The following is a 16,822-nucleotide window of genomic DNA, read 5'->3' on the forward strand; positions in this document are numbered from 1 at the left end:
GCACTTGGACGGTGCCCGGGTGCGGGAGGGACGTACGACATGCTGGTACTCGCGCAGATCAGTGACCTACATCTGGACGGCGGCGCCCGGGCGACCGAGCGGGCCGAGCGCGTCATGGAGCGGCTGCGGGCGCTGCCCCGGCCCGTGGACGCGCTGCTCGTGACCGGCGACATCGCCGACCACGGCGAGGAAGCCGAGTACAAGGAGGCCGCGCGCGTGCTGTTCACCGACGCGCCCTGGCCCGTCCTGACCTGCCCCGGCAACCACGACCGGCGCGTCCCCTTCCGCACGGCCCTGCTGGGCGAGCCCGCGGCGAGCGCGTCCGAGGCGCCGGTGAACAGCGCCCACCGCGTCGGCGACGTCGAGGTCCTGCTGCTCGACTCCAGCGTGCCGGGCCACGACCACGGGCTGATCGACGAGACGACGTACGCCTGGCTGGAGGACCGGCTCGACGACCTCGACGGGGAGACGCCGGTGCTCCTCGCCTTCCACCACCACCCCGTGCCCGTGCACCATCCGCGGCTTGACACCGCGTGGCCGCTGCGCGAGCCGCACCGCCTGAAGGCGCTGGTGGAGCGGCGTCCGGAGATCGCGGGGCTCATCATCGGGCACGCGCACACGCCCGCCGCGACCACCTTCGCGGGGCGGCCGCTGATCGTCGGGCCCGGCGTGGTCTCGACGCTGCGGCTGCCGTGGGAGGGCGAGGGCCTGGTCGACCTGGACGCACCCGCGGGGTTCGCCCTCCACGTCCTCGACGTCGTCGCCGGCGAGCGGCGGCTGACGTCGCACTTCCGGGTCGTCTGACGGCCGCCCGCGACCGGTCGGCCCATCGCCGACCGCCCACCGCCGTCCGTCCATCCGCCGTCCGTCCATCCGCCGACCGCGCCGCCGCGGGCGCCTCAGGTGGTGAAGCCCGGCGTGATCGTCAGGGTCCTGCGGGCGCCCGTCGGGTGACGGACCGTCAGAGTGACGTTCCTGCCGGGCCGTGCCGTGGCCACCGCACGGACGAGGTCCGCCGCCGTGCGCACGCGGGTGCCGTCGAACGCCACGACGACGTCCCGCCGCAGCAGGCCCGCCGCGTGGCCGGGGCCCGGCACGTGCACGCCGACGAGCAGCGCGCCGCCGAGCGCCGGGGCGTCGGCCACCTCGACGCCGAGGACCAGGCGTGGCCCAGGGGCCCTGAGCGCCTGCGGCTTCGGGCCCGTCGGCGCGGTGGCCGACGCCGTCCTGTCGGTGGGCTGCCGGCCCCCAGCCGCCTTGCCTGCCGGCTTCTCGCCCGTGGACCGCGCGCCGGGTGGTGCCTGCCCCGGCGCCCCCGGCGACGCACCCGCGCCCGCCTGCCGCCGCATCTCCGCCAGGCTGCTCATGCCGATGACGGTGGCGCCGACGGTGCCGAGGCCCACGCCCGTGAGCACCAGGACCGTCGCGCACAGCAGGCCGAGCAGGAGCGTGGTGAGCCGCTTGCCGCGGCGGCGCGCGGCGTGCGGGCGGGGGCCCTTGGCGGGTGTGTCGCCGCTGCCGGGCTCCCGTCCTGGCATGGGCTTGGGACGCAACGCGGTCTGTTTCATGACTCGCCTCCGGCCACAGCTCTACCCGGCGTGCCCCCGTGCGACGATTCACGAACGGGTGACGTCCAGACGCGCGGCGAAGGCGGCCGCGGCGCCGCGCAGGGCGCCGGTGTGCAGCAGCTCGGTGCGGTGCACGACGCGGGGCGCGGTGAGGGGCACGGCGACGGTGCCGTACGGGCCGCGCGAGCCGCCCAAGCTGCCCGTGCCGGCGGCCGGCTCGGTGATCGGCTCGACGGCCGGTTCTGTGGTCGGCTCGACGGCCGGTTCTGTGGTCGGTTCTGTGGTCGCCGCCGAGCGGGGCAGCAGGGCGAGCCCGTGTCCGGCGGCCGCGAGCGCGATGAGCGTCCGTACGTCCGTGCCGTCGTAGCGCAGGGCCGGGCGGAAGCCCGTGCGGCCCGTCGCGGCGCGCAGCTGGTCCAGGGGCAGGCCCGTGCCGGGCGCGTCCAGCCAGCGGGCGTCCGCGAGGTCGCCCAGGCGCAGGCCGGTGCGGCGGGCAAGGGGGTGCCCGGCGGGCAGGAGCACGCACACCGGTTCCTCGCCGGTGCCCCGGGTGGTGAGCGGGGCGACGTCGGCGATGCGCAGCGGGTCGGTGGGCGCGGCGATTCCGTCGACGAGGCCGAGGTGTGCGGCGCCGGTCGCGACGGCCTCGGGGACCGCGGCCCGGTCCATGACGCACAGGGTGACGCCCGTCGGCGGCAGCGCCCGCAGCGTGCGCGGCGTCAGGGCGGTGGGGGTGGCGGCCAGGGTCAGGTCCTCGTCCGGCGCGCCCGCGAGGGCGAGGACCTCCGCGCGGGCCGCGTCGAGCCGCAGCAGCAGCGGTCCCGCGTGTTCGAGGAGCCGCTCGCCCGCGCGCGTGGGCGCGACGGGGCGGCGGGTCAGGAGCGGCGTGCCGAGGTCCTGCTCCAGGGCGGCGATGTGCTGCGAGACGGCGGACTGGGTGTAGCCGAGGGCGCGGGCGGCGGCGGAGAAGGAGGCGAGCCGGGCGACGGAGACGTAGGTGCGGAGGAGGTGCGGGTCCATGGGGTACAGGATCGCGGGCCTCATCAGCAACGCTTATCGAGGATGCAGATTTTGCCGTTGGACGTGATCGGGGGCCGGTGCCGAGGATGGCCGTCATGAACGCCAACGCCACGCGCCCCGCAGGGGGCTCCGCCACACCTGCCGACTCCGCCGCCGCGCCGCCGCCCGTGTCGGCGCCGGTTTCGCCGCCCGCCCGGCTTGCCCTCGTCGGGGACCGCTCCCCCAACGTCGCCTCGCACACCCGCGTCCCGCTGCTCCTCGACGCGCTCGCCGCCCGGGACGGGCTCGTCCTCGACGCGTACTGGATCCCCACCGAGGACGCCGCCGAGCCGGACGCCGTGCGGGGGTTCGACGCGGTGTGGATGCTGCCCGGGAGTCCGTACCGGAGCGAGGCGGGGGCGCTGGCGGCGATCCGCACCGCGCGCGAGGAGGGCATTCCCTTCCTCGGCACCTGCGGCGGCTTCCAGCACGCGCTCCTGGAGTACGCCCGTCATGTGTGCGGCCTCGCCCATGCCGCGCACGCCGAGAACGACCCCGGCGCCGAGGACCCGCTCATCGCGCCGCTCGCCTGCTCGCTCGTCGGGCACGAGGGGGCCTTGACCCTCGCGCCCGGGTCGCTCGCCGAGGCCGTGCTCGGGGCGGACCGGACGGTGGAGCGCTACCACTGCTCGTACGGGCCCAGCGATGTCCGGCTGCTCGACGTGCTGCGGGCGCACGGGCTGCGGTTCTCCGGGGCGGACGAGGAGGGGCGGGTGCGGGTGGTGGAGCTGCCCGGGCATCCCTTCTTCCTCGCGACGCTGTTCCAGCCGGAGTTGAGCGGGGACGGGGCCCGGCCGCATGCGATGGTTCGCGCCCTCGGGCGGGCGGCGGTGGCCCGGGCCGCGGGGCGGGTCGGGGCGCCCTGACGAGGGCCCCGAGCCCGCCCCTGATCGGAACGGCTCAGTGGTCGCCGTGGCCGCCGCCGTGTCCTCCGTGACCTCCGTGGTCGAACTTCAGGGCCTCCTTGGGCAGTACGACGAAGGGGCGCATCATGCCCATGTCCTCGTGTTCGAGGAGGTGGCAGTGGTACATGAAGCGGCCGTACGCCCCGTCGAACTTGCCGATGACGCGCAGCAGCTGGCCGCCGGGGACCAGGAACACGTCCTTCCAGCCGCGTTCGTTGGGAGCGATGGGGATCGGTGTGGCCGGGTCGTGCGCGACCGGTGTGCGGGTGCCGCCGACGGCCGGGTCGAAGCCCGAGGCGTCGTACGCGTCCCGGCCGAGGAGCTGGAAGTCGGCCAGGTGGATGTGCATGGGGTGGGTCACGTTCGGCCGGACGGCGAGGTTCAGGAAGCTCCACTGTTCGTACGCGCCCTCGGCGATGGTGAAGCCGAGGCCGTCGTTGAACGTGCGGGCGGTCCTGCGGTAGGTCTTCAGGGCGCCGTCGGGCCCGCGGACCTGGATGACCCCGTCGGCGGGGAGCCGGATGCCCCCGGGGTCCTTCACCTCCTCCATCTCCCACATCTCCGGGTGTCCGCCGGCGCCCTTGGTGGCGGGCGGCGTGAGCACGATCAGCCGGTGGCCGTGCGGCACGCCGTGGCCGATCGGCCGGAAGGAGCCGGAGAGGACGTCGGGGAGCCGGAAGGTCTCCGGCGCGCCGCCGGCCCGGCCCACGCGGAACTCCATGACGTGCGGATAGCGCACGTTCCCCGCCACGTCCGGGACGCCGGGTGCCGCGTTCGGCCCCTTGTTGACCAGGCGGAGGCGCTTGCCCGCGAGGGCGCGGAAGTCGACGAGGAGGTCGAAGCGCTCGGCGGGCGCGACGGTCAGCGTGGGCGACGACCCCTCGGTGGCGCCGAAGCCGATGGGCACCGGGCGCGGCAGCAGGCCGCCGTCGCTGCCGATCTGGTGGACCGCGCCCGGCACGGGGCGGCCGTCCTCGTCGATGAGGACGAGGTCGTAGACGCGGGCGTTCGACGCGTTGACCAGGCGGAAGCGGTACCAGCCCGGGGCCACTTCCGCGTACGGCCAGATGCGGCCGTTGACCGTGGTGTACGGGCCCGTGAAGGGGAGGGTGACCGGCTTGCCCGTCTCGGGGTTCTTCGGGTCGATGATGACGGTCTTGTGCAGGAGGCGGCCCGTGAGGCGGCCGTCCTCGTCCGTGTCCAGATTCCGGTCGGCGAGGAGGAGGGGGATCTCCCGCTTGCCGGAGGGGAGTTGGAGCGCGTCCTCCTCGTCGTCGCGGACGAGATAGGTGCCGTACAGGCCCGCGAAGACGTTCCACCTGGTGATGTTCATGGCGTGGTCGTGGTACCACCAGTGGACCGCCTGGTGGTCGTTCGGATATTCGGAGAGCTGGGCGTCTCCATAGCCCACTGCGTTGTCCGCCCAGCCGTCGTTGCCGCCGCCCGTCTGGGCGCCGTGGACGTGGGTGACGGTCCAGGCGGGGAGCGCGGCCACGTCCTTGTTCGGCTCGACGCCCTCGCGGCCCGGGATGGTGCTGGGCGGCTGGCCCGTGCGCTGCACCTCCACCGCGGTGACGGGGAACTCGGTCTCCTTGGGCACGCGGTTGGTCCACGCGATGCGGATGCGCTCGCCGCGCCGCACCTCGATCGTGGGGCCGGGCACGGAGCCCTCGTACCCCCACATGAGGGTGGGCGGGAGCTGTGGGTGCAGCCGCACCCAGGCGGGACGGACCGCGATCTCCGTCTCTTCGCGGATGTCGCCCCCGGCGGGGCGCAGGACGGGCGGGACGGTCAGCGGCGCCACGTACGGAACGAGCTCGCGGCCGTCCGCTTCCCCCGTGGCCGTGCCGCTTCCGTCGGTCTCGAACCGGACGTCTAAGTCGAGGTCGATGTCGGTCAAGGTTGAACACCCCCGTGTTCAGCTCTGTTTCAGCGTTCACCTCAGAAGACTCCCGGCCCACCACGAAAGTTCCATGAATCCCCTATTCCGGATAAATCTGGCGAGAGTGCCTGTTCAGGGCGTCGGGGAAGGCTCCTCAGGACCTCGGCCCGGGCGCGGAGATCCGGGTTCGCCCGCGTGAAGGGGCGCCTCGCCTCTAGGCTGCGGATCCGGGTCCGTGGCCCCCGTGCGCCACGGCCCCCGTCGCACGCCCGGTCCCCCGGCGGAAGGAAGCCCGCCCCATGCCCGACGCGCCGCCGCTGCCCGACGCGCCCCGTACGCCCGGCACTTCCGGCGCGCCGCTGCGCGCCGAGCTGCTCCTGGACCAGGACGTCCCCGACGCCCTCGGCGACGAGCTGGTCGCCGCGCTCGACGGGCTCGGCGTCCGCACCGCGCGGGTGCGCCGCGCCGTCGGCCACCGCGGCGCGGGCGACGTGCCCTGGCTGGTCCTCGCCGCGCTGCCGTTGCAGGCGTTCCTCAGCGGTCTGGGCGCGGAGGCGGTGCGGGACGCGTACGCGTCGTTCAAGGCGGCGGTGGGCCGCCTCGCGCGCCGCGACGGGGCCGCCGCCGCGCCGCCGCGGCCCCTCGTCCTGCGGGACGAGCGCAGCGGTCTGAGCGTCGTCCTGGAACCGGACCTTCCCGCCGAGGCGTATGAGCGGTTACTGGGGCTCGACTTGACGGCGTTCCGGGTGGGGCCCCTGCACTACGACCGACAGCAGTCCCGCTGGCGCTCCGAGTTGGACGAGGCCGCGGGCTGACCCGGCACCGGCCGCTGATCGGGGGCTTGTCAGACGTGGAGGCGCGAGCGGAAACGGCCTGCGCCGAGGGCGAGGCCCGGTGGGCCCGCGGGGACGGGCCGGGCGCGGAGGCCGCCTTCCGGCAGGCCGTGGACCTCGCGCGGCCCGCAGGTGAGGACGGCGACGGCCCGCCCGGCATGCCCCTGGCCGTGCTGGCCCGTGCCCGCGTCGGCCTCGGGCGCGTACGGCTCGGCGCGGGAGACACCGAGCGGGCCCTCGTGGAGTTCCGGCGGGCGCGGGACGCGGACCCCGGCGGGGCCGCGGCCCCCTTCTGGACGGGCTGCGCGCTCGCACGGCAGGGCGACCTCGCCGCCGCCGACGCCTGCTTCACCGAGGCCCTCGACCGGGAGGACCCGCACCCGCGCGCCGCCGTCCAACGCGCCTACGTACGCGCCAAGTCGGGCCGCCGCGCCGCAGCCCTCGACGACCTGCGGACGGCCGCCCGCGCCGGGGCCCTGGACGACGAGGCACGCTGGGTCGAGGCGGCACTCGGCGGCGGCACCCGGGAGACCGCACTACGACTGCGACGGGCCGCGCTCACCGCGCTGGGCGGGGGCGCACCCGACGGAGGCCGGTCCGCCACGCACGGCGGGGGCACGCCGGACCGGGACCGGGCCGCCGCACTCGGTGGGGACACGCCCGAGCAGGAGCGGGCCACCACACCCAACAACAACGCACCCCGCCAGAAGCCGGTCACCGAACTCGCCGAGGGCACCCCCGACCAGGACCGGGCCGCCGCGCTCGTCGGCGCCGCCTGGGCGCTCCGTCGCGAGCGCGGCGCGTTCGTGCCGCTGTACGCGGTGACGCTCGTCGCGGGCGGTCGCCGTGACGTGGCCCTCGGGCTGCTCGACGACGCGACCCGGCACGACCCGGCCGACCACCGGGTCACCCACGTACTCGCGCTCGCGCTCACCAACTCGCCCTCCGACACGGGTGGTTCCGTGCTCGAACGGTGTGTGGGCGCCTGGGGGGCGCTGCTGCACGACGCCGCCTTCTGGGGGCGGATCCGGCGCGGTGCCGCGCGCCGGTACGGCGTCGACGTGCCGGACGACATCGTGCCGGACCTGCGCACCGCGCTGCGCGAGCGGCTCGCGCGGCGACTCGCCGACGGCGGCGCGGAGACCGACGCCAGGGTGCCGCCCGACCTGCTGCTCCAGCGCGAGGCCGAGGCGGCGCGGCTGCTCGAAGCGGCGGGCGGGCTCCCGGGGGCGCCGGTGCGCGGCGGGCCGCTGCGGGTCGCGGCGCTCGGGGCGGTGCGGGAGCTCGGCGCGTTCGCCGCCGCCCGGGAGGACGACACGCTCGTCCACGCCTTCTCCGAACTCGGCTTCGCACACCTCCAGTTGCACCAAGGACTGCCCGGTGACGCCCTCGCCGCGCTGGGCGAGCTGCGCTGCCGCGCCTGCCGCGAACGGCCCCGCCCCCAGGGCCCCGGTACCGCGCCCGTGTGCGAGGCGGACTGCGCGCGCTTCGACGAGCTGAACCCGGGCTACGCGGGCCTGGCCGACCGCCGCGCGCGGCTCGCCCGCGACGCCAGGGACCTCGCCCTGCACGCGCGCGTCACGCTCGGCCACGACCAGCTCGGCGCCGAGCCACCGGACTTCGACGCCGCCGCCGCGTCCTTGCGGCGCGCCCTCGTGCACGCCCGGGAGCTCGGCCGCTACCGCCAGACCCAGGCGAAGATCGTCGGCCTCGTGCTCGCCACCGCGAAGGACGCCCACCGCGCCGGCCTGATCGGCCGGGCCGTGGCCACCCTGGAGGCCGCCCGCACCGTCATCGGAGCCAACGAACGGCCGCGCATCGACGGCCAGTTGGCGCGCGCCCTCGCCGACCGCGGCATCATCGAGGCCAACCGCGAGCACTCCGTGCTCGATACGCCCGCCGCGGACCTGCGGCGCTCGGTGGCCCTGAGCCCGCACGGGCGGCGTGCGCAGCTGAGCCTCGGTATCGTGCTGCGCGGCCTGGCCCTCCAGCGGTGGGGTTCGGGCAGCCTGTCCGGCGCGCGCGCCGTCCTGGAGGAGGCCGTCGAGGCCCTGACGGCGGCGCTCGCCCACTTCCCCGACGACCCCGAGCTGGCCGAGGAGCGGCGCCGGGCCCAGGACGAACTCGACTTCGTACGCGAGCAGTTCGACGAGAGCGGGAGGTGACTTGAGCCGGTGCACGAGTACGAGGAACTGCGCGTCCGCGTCCGCCCGTTCGGCCCGTCCCGCTTCCTCGTGGCGATGAGCGGGCCGTCCTGCGCCGCGGACGTCATCGCCGTGGACGGCGAGCCCGCGGCGCTCCGCGCCCGCTGGGACCGGCTCGTCGAGGCCGACCTCGGCCACGCGCCCATGGGTGAGCGGCACACGGTCGAGCAGCTGCGGGAGCTGGGGCGCGCGGTGTACGGGCTGCTCTTCGGGGCCCCTGCCGAGGGCGGGCGGCCCTACGGCACGCCGTCGGGGAACCGCGGCGGACCGCCGCCCGGCGGGTTCGCCGCCCCCGGTTTCGGCCCGGCGCACGGGCAGCCGCCCCACACCGCCGACTGTCTGGCCTCCGCCCTCGACCTCGCCCAGCGCACGGCCCCCGGCCGCCGCCTTCGGCTCCGCTTCGACCTGCCGCCGCGCCTGCGGGAGCTGCCCCTCGAGGCGCTGTGCGCCCCGGCCGACCTGCCGCACCAGTCGCTCGCCCTCAACCCCGCCTGTTCGCTGGTGCGTTCCCTGCCCGGCGGCCCACTGGGCCAGCGGCTGCCCACGCCCGCGGACGAGCCGAGCCTGATCCGGCTGCTCGTGGCCTGCGCGTCGCCGCCCGGCGCGGGCCCCGCCCTGCGCCTGGACGCGGAGGTCGCGGCGCTGCGCCAGGAGCTGCCCGAGGTGGCCGTGCGCACCACCGTCGTCGAGGCGGCGACCCGCGAGCGCCTGGAGTCGGCCCTCGCCGCGCACGGCGACCTGCCCACGGCCGTGCTGCTCATCGCGCACGGCCGCTACGACGAGGAGCTGGGCAAGGGCGTCGTCCATCTGGAGACCGAGTCCGGCGGTGTCGACAGCGTCCCCGCCGATCTGCTCAGCGGCATCCTGCTCAAGGCACCGCGACTGCGTCTCGCCGTACTCAACCTCTGTTCGGGCGCGGACAGTTCGGGCCCGGACGGGGTGCACGCCGAGCCGTTCTCGGGGCTCGCGCAGGCGCTGATCGCCGGTGGGCTGCCCGCCGTGGTAGCCATGCGCGGGCGCGTCAGCGACGCGTCGGCGGGCCGCTTCAGCCCCGAGCTGTTCAAGGAGCTCGCGGCCAACCGCACCATCGACGAGGCGGTGTCCACGGCGCGCCGCCGCATCTCGCACCTGCCGCGGCACACCGCCGTCGAGTGGGCGACGCCCGCCCTGTTCCTGCACGCGGGCTGCCGCCACGGGTGGCTGTTCAAGGCGCGCGAGGTGCGCGACGACGGCGGTGCCGTGGCCGACCCGCTGCGCGAGGGCGCGGACGCGCTGGGCGCCTTCAGGAACCCGGTCGGACACGTGGCCGCCACCACGCTGATCAGCGCGGCCCGCTTCGAGCGCGACCAGGGCCGGTGGCCGCAGGTGCAGCGCATCCTGCGCACGCCGACGCGGCAGTACGAGGACGAGCAGCGGCGCCTGCGCGCCGAGGCCGCGTGCGAACTGGCCTGGCCCGACCTGGAGAAGCTGTGCGAGCTGCTGGCCCACGAGGGCGACGCCGCCGCGGCGGCCGCGCGGCTCGCCGCGGTCCACCATTCGCTGCCGCACCCGCTTCCGGGGCCGCTGACCGCCCGCGCGGAGCGGCTGCGCCGCGCCGCCGAGCTGCTCGACCGCGCACGGGCCGCGGAGGCCGCCGCCGACTGGGGCGCGGCGATCTCCCTGTACGAGGAGGTGGCCGCCGCCGGGCTCGGCCTCGCGGAGCTGCCGGAGCGCCTCGCCGCCGCGCGCACGGCCCTGCGCGCCGCCACGGCCCGCGCCGCCGCCGAACGGGCCCACCGCGAGGGCGACTGGGACGCCGCCGCGCAGGCCTGCGCCGAGGCCCTGGCCCTGTGCCCCGGCGACACGGCCACGGCGGCCCGCGCGGCGTACGCCCGGGGCCGCTCGGCGGAGTCGGCCGGGCGGTGGCGGGAGGCCGCGACGGCGTACGCGCAGTGCGCGGGCGCCCCGGGCGCCCCGGGCGCGCCGCCAGGGCCGGTCGTCCTCGACGCCGCCCTCCGCCGGTCCTACGCGTGCGGCCGCGCGGCCGCCGACGACGGGGCCTGGGCGGCCGCCGTCGCGGCTTTCGCGGAGTGCCGCTCCCCCCAGGACCCGGGCTCCGACGGCTCCCAGGGGCCCCCGGCCGCCGCCCACCTCGACGCCGACGGCCGCTGCGCCTACGCCCGGGCCCGGCTCTGCCGCGAGCGGGCGGACTGGGACGGGGCGCTCGCCTGGCTCGGCGGGCTCTCGGACTCCTTCGCCGACGTGGCGGACCAGGTCCTGTACGCGCACGGCCGGGCCGCCGACGCCCGGGGCTCGTGGGCCGACGTCATCGACGGCTTCGGGCGCCTCCCGGACGCCTACGCGGACGGGGACGTGGGGGTGCGCCGCCGCTACGCCCGCGCGCGCGTGGCCGCCGACGTGCACCGCGACTGGGCGGCGGCCTGCGCGCTGCTCGCGGGCGTGCCCGACACGGCGCGCGAGGGCACCGTCGCCCCGCTGCGCCGCAAAGCGGAGGGCCGCCGCGCGGAGGCGCGCCCCGACTGGGCCGCGGCCTGCGCGATCTACGCGCGCGCCTTCGAGAACGGCACCGCGGCCCCGCAGACCCCGGCAGCCCCCGAGCCGCTGCACCTGTACCTCTACGCCCTCGCCCGCACCCACGAGGCCGCCGCGCGCTGGCACGACGCGCTGCGGGTCTACCGCGTCCTGCCCGACGCCTGGGCCGACGTGCCCGCGCGGCGGCGCCACGCCGGTGCGCGCGTCGGCGAGGAGCGGGCCGAGGGCGCGGCCGACTGGCTGGCGGTCGCGGCGGCGTACGAGGAGATCGGCGGCGCGCTTGACGGCGCGGACTGCGCGGCGCGCTGCCGGTACGCACGCCTCCGGGCCGCCGAGGCCGAGGGCGAGTGGGCCGCCGTCGTGGTGGCGGCCCAGGCGCTGCGGGGACAGCCCGGCGCGACCGAAACGGCCGCCGTGGCCGCCGTCGACGCGTACGCGCGCGGCCGCATCGCCGACGCCCACCAGGAGTGGGAGAAGGCCGCCGAGGCGTTCGGCGCGTGCCTGGGGCACCGGGACGCGGACGCCCATCTCGCCTACGCCCAGGGGCGGTTGCTGGAGCGCGAAGGCCGCTGGAGCGACGCCGCGGCCGCGTACGAGCGGGCCGCGGGACGGCTCGACCGGGCCGAGGTGCGGCGGCGGCGCCTGCGGCGGCTGCTCGACCTGCTGCCCTGGGCCGAAGGCCTGACGCGGGCTCCGCTGACCGCCGATCCGTTCGCGCTGCGCGACGCCACGTACCCGTATCGGGCGCTGCGCGACGCGGGCGTGCACCCCGGCGTGTCGATGGCCGCCGTCAGCGACGCGCCGTACGTCCTCCTGGAGCGCGGCGGCATGTCCTGGTCCGAGCGTGTCGCCCTGGACCGGATCCAACTGCCGGGCCGCAGACTCCAGTTGGACGCGCTGCTGTACCGCTGGCAGGCACCCGACGCGGTGCGGGACGCCCTTGCCGCGCTGTCGCCGGACGACGAGCACGCCGGGCCCGGGCTCGTGGACGTGCTGTGCGAGCGCTTCCCCGAGGACGCGCCGCTGCTGCTGCTCCTCGCGCGCGGCCGGGACGCGGCCGCCGCCGAGTGGGAGCGGCGCCTGGCCGCGGCCCCCGGCGACATGGCCGTGGCGCACGGTCTCGCCGTGGCCCGGCTCTGGCAGGCCCAGGAGCTGGAGCAGAGCGGCGCCTGGGAACACGCCGCGCGCACCTGGAAGCAGGCGCTCGCCTACTGGTCGACGCTGCTGAGCGACGACGCGTACTGGGACGGCTGGCGGGCCGAGCGCGCCGCCTGCTACGCCCGGGAGCTGACCCCGGAGGACATGAACCGGCTGCGCTGGGAGCTGAGCCGCCATCTGTCCGCGCAGCTGTCCGCGTACGAGCAGCGGCACGCCGAGGAGGGCCGGCCCCACCAGGCGGAGGAGTACGGCGAGTTGGCGGCCTTCCTGGAGGCCGAGCTCGGGGGCGCGCGGGTCCTCAAGGACGTGGGCGGCCTGCCGGGGGTGCCCGGGGCGCGCGGCGCCCTGGCCTGCGGGCCGCACTATCTGCGGCTGCTCGACCTGCAACTGCCGCTCGCCGCCCTTGCCGCGCGGCTTGACGCCGCCGCCAAGGACGGCAAGGACCCGGGCGAGTACGCGGCGCGCGAGCTGCGCTGGGCGTTCTCCGGCCTGGCCCGGTCGCTCGCGCTGTGCGCGGTGCACAAGTTCACGGGGGCCCTGGACGCGCTGCCCGCCTTCCCGACGCTGACCACGCTGCCCGACGACTGCGCGGGCCCCGCCGCCGCGGCCGACCCGCGCCGCCACCTCGAGGACTGCGCGCACTGCCAGGACTTCCTGCGCCGCGACCCCGCGTACGTCCACCTCGCGCACCGGCACGCGCGGCTGCTCCAGGACGGTGTCGAACTCGCCGTGCGCGCCCGTCTCGAACTGTCCCGCACGGCCCTCGCCGACGGCGAGGACGGTCTGAGCCGCGCCCTCGAACAGTGGGAGCGCCTGGTGCGGGTCGCGCGCCGCGCCGGGATGTCGGCGCGGGCGAAGAAGGCGGTCGTGCGCACCGCGCTCGGCCGCGTGGAGGCCCTCGTCAACGAGCCTGCCGGGCCGCGGGCGCGCCGCGGCGAAGGCCTCGACGAGGCCATCGCGCTGGTCGAGGCCGTGCCGCCGGTGCTGCACCCGCTGGACCGCGAGGTGCGCGACCAGCTGGACGGCAGGCTCTCCTCGCTGTACTCCATGCGCGGGGTGTGGCGCGGCTACACCCGCACCAAGCACGGCATGCGCTCGGACGTGTACGGCGCCGAGGCCGACCTGCGCCGCGCCCTCGGCCTCAACCCGGCCTCCAACCACGCCCGCGACAACCTCGCCCGCGCCCTGGTCTTCACCCTCGACGAGCGCGGCGACGCGCTGCCCGGCCGCCTCCGGCTGCTGCACGAGGCGCTCGGCCTGCTCGACGTCGGCCTCGGCCAGGCCCTCACGCACAACTACCGCGAGACCCTCGGCGAGGCCCTGGAGGAGCTGGACCGGCTGCTCGCCACCGACCTGGGTGTCGCGGGCATGGGCGAGCTGATCCGCAGCGACGGCGCGGAGCCGCCGCCCGACGAGGACGACCTGGGCTCCTGGGCCGCCGAGCTGACCGACCGCGCGGAGACCGAACTGGCCCGGGGCGACGTGCGCAAGGCCCTGCACCACCTGATCCGCGCGACCCGCGCGGACGCCATGGACCCACGGGTGCGCCGCGCGCTCCTCGACGCGGTGCGCACGTGGCGCACCGCCCTGACCGCCGACGCGCCCGGAGCGCCTCCCGCGAAGGGGACCCCGCCGTGATCCAGGACCCCGACGGGCCCCCGAGCCCGTACGACGCGCTCGCCGAGGCCGCGGTCACCCCGTGGACCTCGCACGCCGAGCTGCGGGACGTGCCGTTCGAGCTGCTCGCCCGGCGCCTGATGACCCCGGCCGCGCAGACGGCGTGGGACGAGCTGCGCACGGTGCCGGGCCGCCTCCTCGTCGACCTCTTCCTGTACGACGTGGACGTCGCGGCCGAACTGCCGGACGCCGTCGCGGAGATCGACCGGCTGCTCGCCGGGGCGACGGGCCCTGACGCCGGGGAGCCGCTGTCCGACGAGGCGGTCGCGCGGCTCCTCGACGAGCTGATCCGGTTCGACGTATGAGATTCGACGTATGAGAACGGCCGAGGACGACCGAGGACGGCCGGGGGACGGATGAGGAGGGCACCGTGACCGAGCAGGAGTCCACCGCGGCGGCCGCGCGCGTCGCGTACGAGGGGGCGCGGGCGCTCGCCGAGCGCGATGCCGCGCACCGCGCGCACACCGAGCGGCTGCTCCTTGCGTGCGCCGACGCGCTCGACGCGTGCGACCGGCTGCTCGCCGCCGGACCGCAGCGGGACCCGGCGGCGTACCGGCGCAGCGTCCGGCTCATCGCACGGCAGCTGGAGTCGGCCGCGACCGGCGCGGGCCTGGAGCCCCTGGGCGCGGTCGGCGAGCGCGCGGACCCGGCCACGCACCACGTCGTGGCCGTGCGCCCGGCGCCTCCCGGAGCGGGCGACGACGAGGTCCTTGAGGTGGCGCGGCGCGGGTATCGATACCGGGGGCACGTGCTGCGCGCCGCCCGGGTCGTGGTCGCCGCCAAGGACAGGACCCAGGCAGCACAGGAAGGAACGGCACAGGGATGAAGGCCATCGGGATCGACCTCGGCACGACGAACAGCGCCGTCGCCGCCCACGACCCGCACCGCGACGACATCGCGGTCCTCACCAACAGCAAGGGCGACCGGCTCACCCCCTCGGTGGTCGGCCTGGCGCGGCGCGACGGCAAGGACCAGACCCTCGTCGGCGAGGACGCCCTCAGATGGGCGGTGCGGCAGCCGGAGGAGACCATCGTGTCCGTGAAGCGGCTGATGGGCCGCGACTTCGCGGACCGCCCGGTGGCCCAGGCCCGCGAGCGCCTCTCGTACGAGATCGTGTCGGGCCCCGACGACGACCCGCGCGCCCACGTGCTGCTCGGCGGCCGCAGCCGCACCCCCTCCGAGATCTCCAGCGTGATCCTCGACAAGCTGGTGCGGGACGCGGCCCGCACGCTCGGCGAGCAGGTGACGCACGCGGTGATCACCGTGCCCGCGTACTTCCGTGACGCGCAGCGCGCCGCGACCCGGGAGGCGGCGGAGCGCGCGGGCCTGGTGGTGAAGAAGATCATCGACGAGCCGACCGCGGCGGCCGTCGCGTTCGGCCTGCACCGGCCGGGCGGGGCGCGCAGCCGGGTCCTTGTCTACGACCTGGGCGGCGGCACGTTCGACATCTCCGTCCTGAACACCGTCAAGGACCGCGAGGGCAACAGCCAGTTCCAGGTGCTGCGCTCCGCGGGGGACATCTGGCTCGGCGGCGACGACTTCGACCTGGCGATCGTGGAGCGGATCATCACCTGGATGCGGGACGAGCGGGGCGTCGACCCGTCCGGCGACAAGGAGTTCCTGTTCCAGGCGAAGAAGGCCGCGGAGGCCGCCAAGCGCGAGCTGAACGAGCTGTCGGAGACGTACCTCGTGATCCCGGCCGCGTACCACGGCCCGGAGGGCATCGTCGACGTCGAAATGGCCCTCACCCGCGACGAGTTCCAGGAGATGATCGCCCCCCTGGTGACCCGCACCATGGACCTGGTCGAGGAGACCCTGACGGGCTACGAGCTGACGCCCGACGACATCTCGGACGTGCTGCTCGTCGGCGGCGGCACCCTGACCCGGCCGGTGTACGAGGCGGTCGAGGCGTACTTCGGCGGCGACAAGGTGCGCCGGAACATCAACCCCATGGAGTGCGTGGCCTACGGCGCGGGCGTGCTCGCGCAGACCCTGAACGGCGTGGAGTGCCCGGCGCCGCAGTGCCCGAAGATCAACGAGGACACCGCGGAGGTGTGCGCGGACTGCGGCCAGAGCCTGGTCAACGCGCGCCCCGTGGGCTCCACGGGCCTGTTCGAGTCGACGCCCATGGCGATGGGCATCGCCGCGGTGAAGGGCGCGCGGCGCGACGTGTTCGTGCCGATCATCCCGGCGGGCTCGCCGTTCCCGCTGCCCGAGCCGCGCACCCGCACCTTCCACGCGACGGACAGCAGGCTGATCCGGGTGCCGGTGTACGAGGGCGACAGCCATGTGGCGAGCGAGAACCACGAGCAGGGCGTGGTCGAGTTCGAGCTGCCGCAGGAGATCGAGATCAACCGCCACGTCGACGTGTCGTTCAACTACTCGGCGGACCGCATCATCACGGTCCGCGTCAGCGTGCGCGGCACCGGCATGGTCCTGGAGGCGACGCCGCGGCGCGACAAGCCGCGCACGCCGCCGCCCGAGACCGAGCGGGAGGTCGACAGCGCGGTGCTCCGCGAGGAGCTGGGGCTCGCCGAGCGGGAGGCCCGGCACTTCCTGAAGCGGTACGGCCCGTACATCGAGCACACCCAGGAGCTGAAGGTCCGCCGCGACATCACGCAGGCGCAGCGGGCCGTGGAGATGGGCGACAGCGGCGAGTACCAGCGCCTCACCGAGCTGCTGCTCGACGACATGTACCACCAGTGCGGGCTCGCCAGTCAGTTCCGCCAGGCCGAGCTGGCGTCGGACGGGGCGCCCCAGGAGACGGTCAAGGCGATCAGCGAGGCCGTGGAGCAGGTCAAGGCGGCCCATCGCAACGGCAACCGCATCCAGACCGCCGAGCAGGCCAAGAACCTGCGCAGCATGATCGCGGTGGCCTACTCCGAGCGCGCGGTGCCGTCGCTGCCGAGCAAGCGGGACTACGACGGCATCCTCCAAGTCCCTGACGATATGGCAGGCGGATGACGGCAGCGGGGGGTACGGGGGTGGCGGCGGGGGGCGCCGA

11 protein-coding genes are annotated in these 16,822 nt (G+C 76.2%); 8 read left to right on the plus strand and 3 right to left on the minus strand.

The window, feature by feature from the left end; all coding sequences use genetic code 11:
* The first annotated feature begins 39 nt into the window (after positions 1-39).
* Positions 40-804 (plus strand): metallophosphoesterase, encoded by a 765-nt coding sequence (locus tag IG74_RS0129710; RefSeq protein WP_030683657.1) that lies wholly within the window; start codon positions 40-42, stop codon positions 802-804.
* A gap of 95 nt (positions 805-899) precedes the next feature.
* On the opposite strand, the gene IG74_RS0129715 is transcribed toward IG74_RS0129710, so the two are convergent.
* Positions 900-1,568, minus strand: a complete 669-nt coding sequence (locus tag IG74_RS0129715) for a PDZ domain-containing protein (protein WP_030683659.1) — start codon at positions 1,566-1,568, stop codon at positions 900-902.
* A gap of 48 nt (positions 1,569-1,616) precedes the next feature.
* Positions 1,617-2,588: a LysR family transcriptional regulator gene (locus tag IG74_RS46360; protein ID WP_037826235.1), complete on the minus strand. Its 972-nt coding sequence runs from the start codon at positions 2,586-2,588 to the stop codon at positions 1,617-1,619.
* Between the two features lie 95 nt (positions 2,589-2,683).
* Between IG74_RS46360 and IG74_RS0129725 the strand changes: the two genes are divergently transcribed.
* On the plus strand, positions 2,684-3,493 hold the full coding sequence (locus tag IG74_RS0129725) for a glutamine amidotransferase-related protein (protein WP_030683664.1): 810 nt from the start codon (positions 2,684-2,686) through the stop codon (positions 3,491-3,493).
* Positions 3,494-3,527: 34 nt separating this feature from the next.
* Here IG74_RS0129725 and phsA read toward each other — a convergent pair whose 3' ends face one another.
* Complete coding sequence (gene phsA, locus IG74_RS0129730) at positions 3,528-5,432, minus strand: O-aminophenol oxidase PhsA (RefSeq protein ID WP_420709955.1); 1,905 nt, start codon at positions 5,430-5,432, stop codon at positions 3,528-3,530.
* Positions 5,433-5,713: 281 nt separating this feature from the next.
* Between phsA and IG74_RS0129735 the strand changes: the two genes are divergently transcribed.
* From IG74_RS0129735 to IG74_RS0129760, 6 genes are all read left to right on the plus strand, one after another.
* Positions 5,714-6,229, plus strand: coding sequence for a hypothetical protein (locus tag IG74_RS0129735; RefSeq protein ID WP_051855622.1), 516 nt, complete (start codon positions 5,714-5,716; stop codon positions 6,227-6,229).
* A gap of 26 nt (positions 6,230-6,255) precedes the next feature.
* A complete protein-coding gene (locus tag IG74_RS0129740) occupies positions 6,256-8,412 on the plus strand; it encodes a tetratricopeptide repeat protein (protein ID WP_158857825.1) in 2,157 nt (718 codons plus the stop codon).
* A 9-nt stretch (positions 8,413-8,421) separates the two neighbouring features.
* Entirely contained in the window at positions 8,422-13,779 is a 5,358-nt protein-coding gene (locus tag IG74_RS0129745; protein ID WP_030683672.1) for a CHAT domain-containing protein, read from the plus strand.
* The gene (locus tag IG74_RS0129750) at positions 13,776-14,123 is read left to right on the plus strand and encodes a hypothetical protein (protein ID WP_158857827.1); all 348 of its coding nucleotides are present in this window, start codon (positions 13,776-13,778) and stop codon (positions 14,121-14,123) included. Before IG74_RS0129745 ends, IG74_RS0129750 begins: the two co-directional genes overlap by 4 nt.
* A 65-nt stretch (positions 14,124-14,188) precedes the next feature.
* Positions 14,189-14,644 carry a nucleotide exchange factor GrpE gene (locus IG74_RS48180; protein ID WP_051855623.1) on the plus strand — a complete coding sequence of 152 codons (456 nt, stop codon included), beginning with the start codon at positions 14,189-14,191 and terminating at the stop codon, positions 14,642-14,644.
* The gene (locus IG74_RS0129760) at positions 14,641-16,782 is read left to right on the plus strand and encodes an Hsp70 family protein (protein WP_030683678.1); all 2,142 of its coding nucleotides are present in this window, start codon (positions 14,641-14,643) and stop codon (positions 16,780-16,782) included. The genes IG74_RS48180 and IG74_RS0129760 overlap by 4 nt, the downstream gene beginning before the upstream one ends.
* The last annotated feature ends 40 nt before the right edge of the window (positions 16,783-16,822 follow it).

This window comes from Streptomyces sp. NRRL B-1347 (assembly GCF_000720325.1).
Taxonomy (GTDB): domain Bacteria; phylum Actinomycetota; class Actinomycetes; order Streptomycetales; family Streptomycetaceae; genus Streptomyces.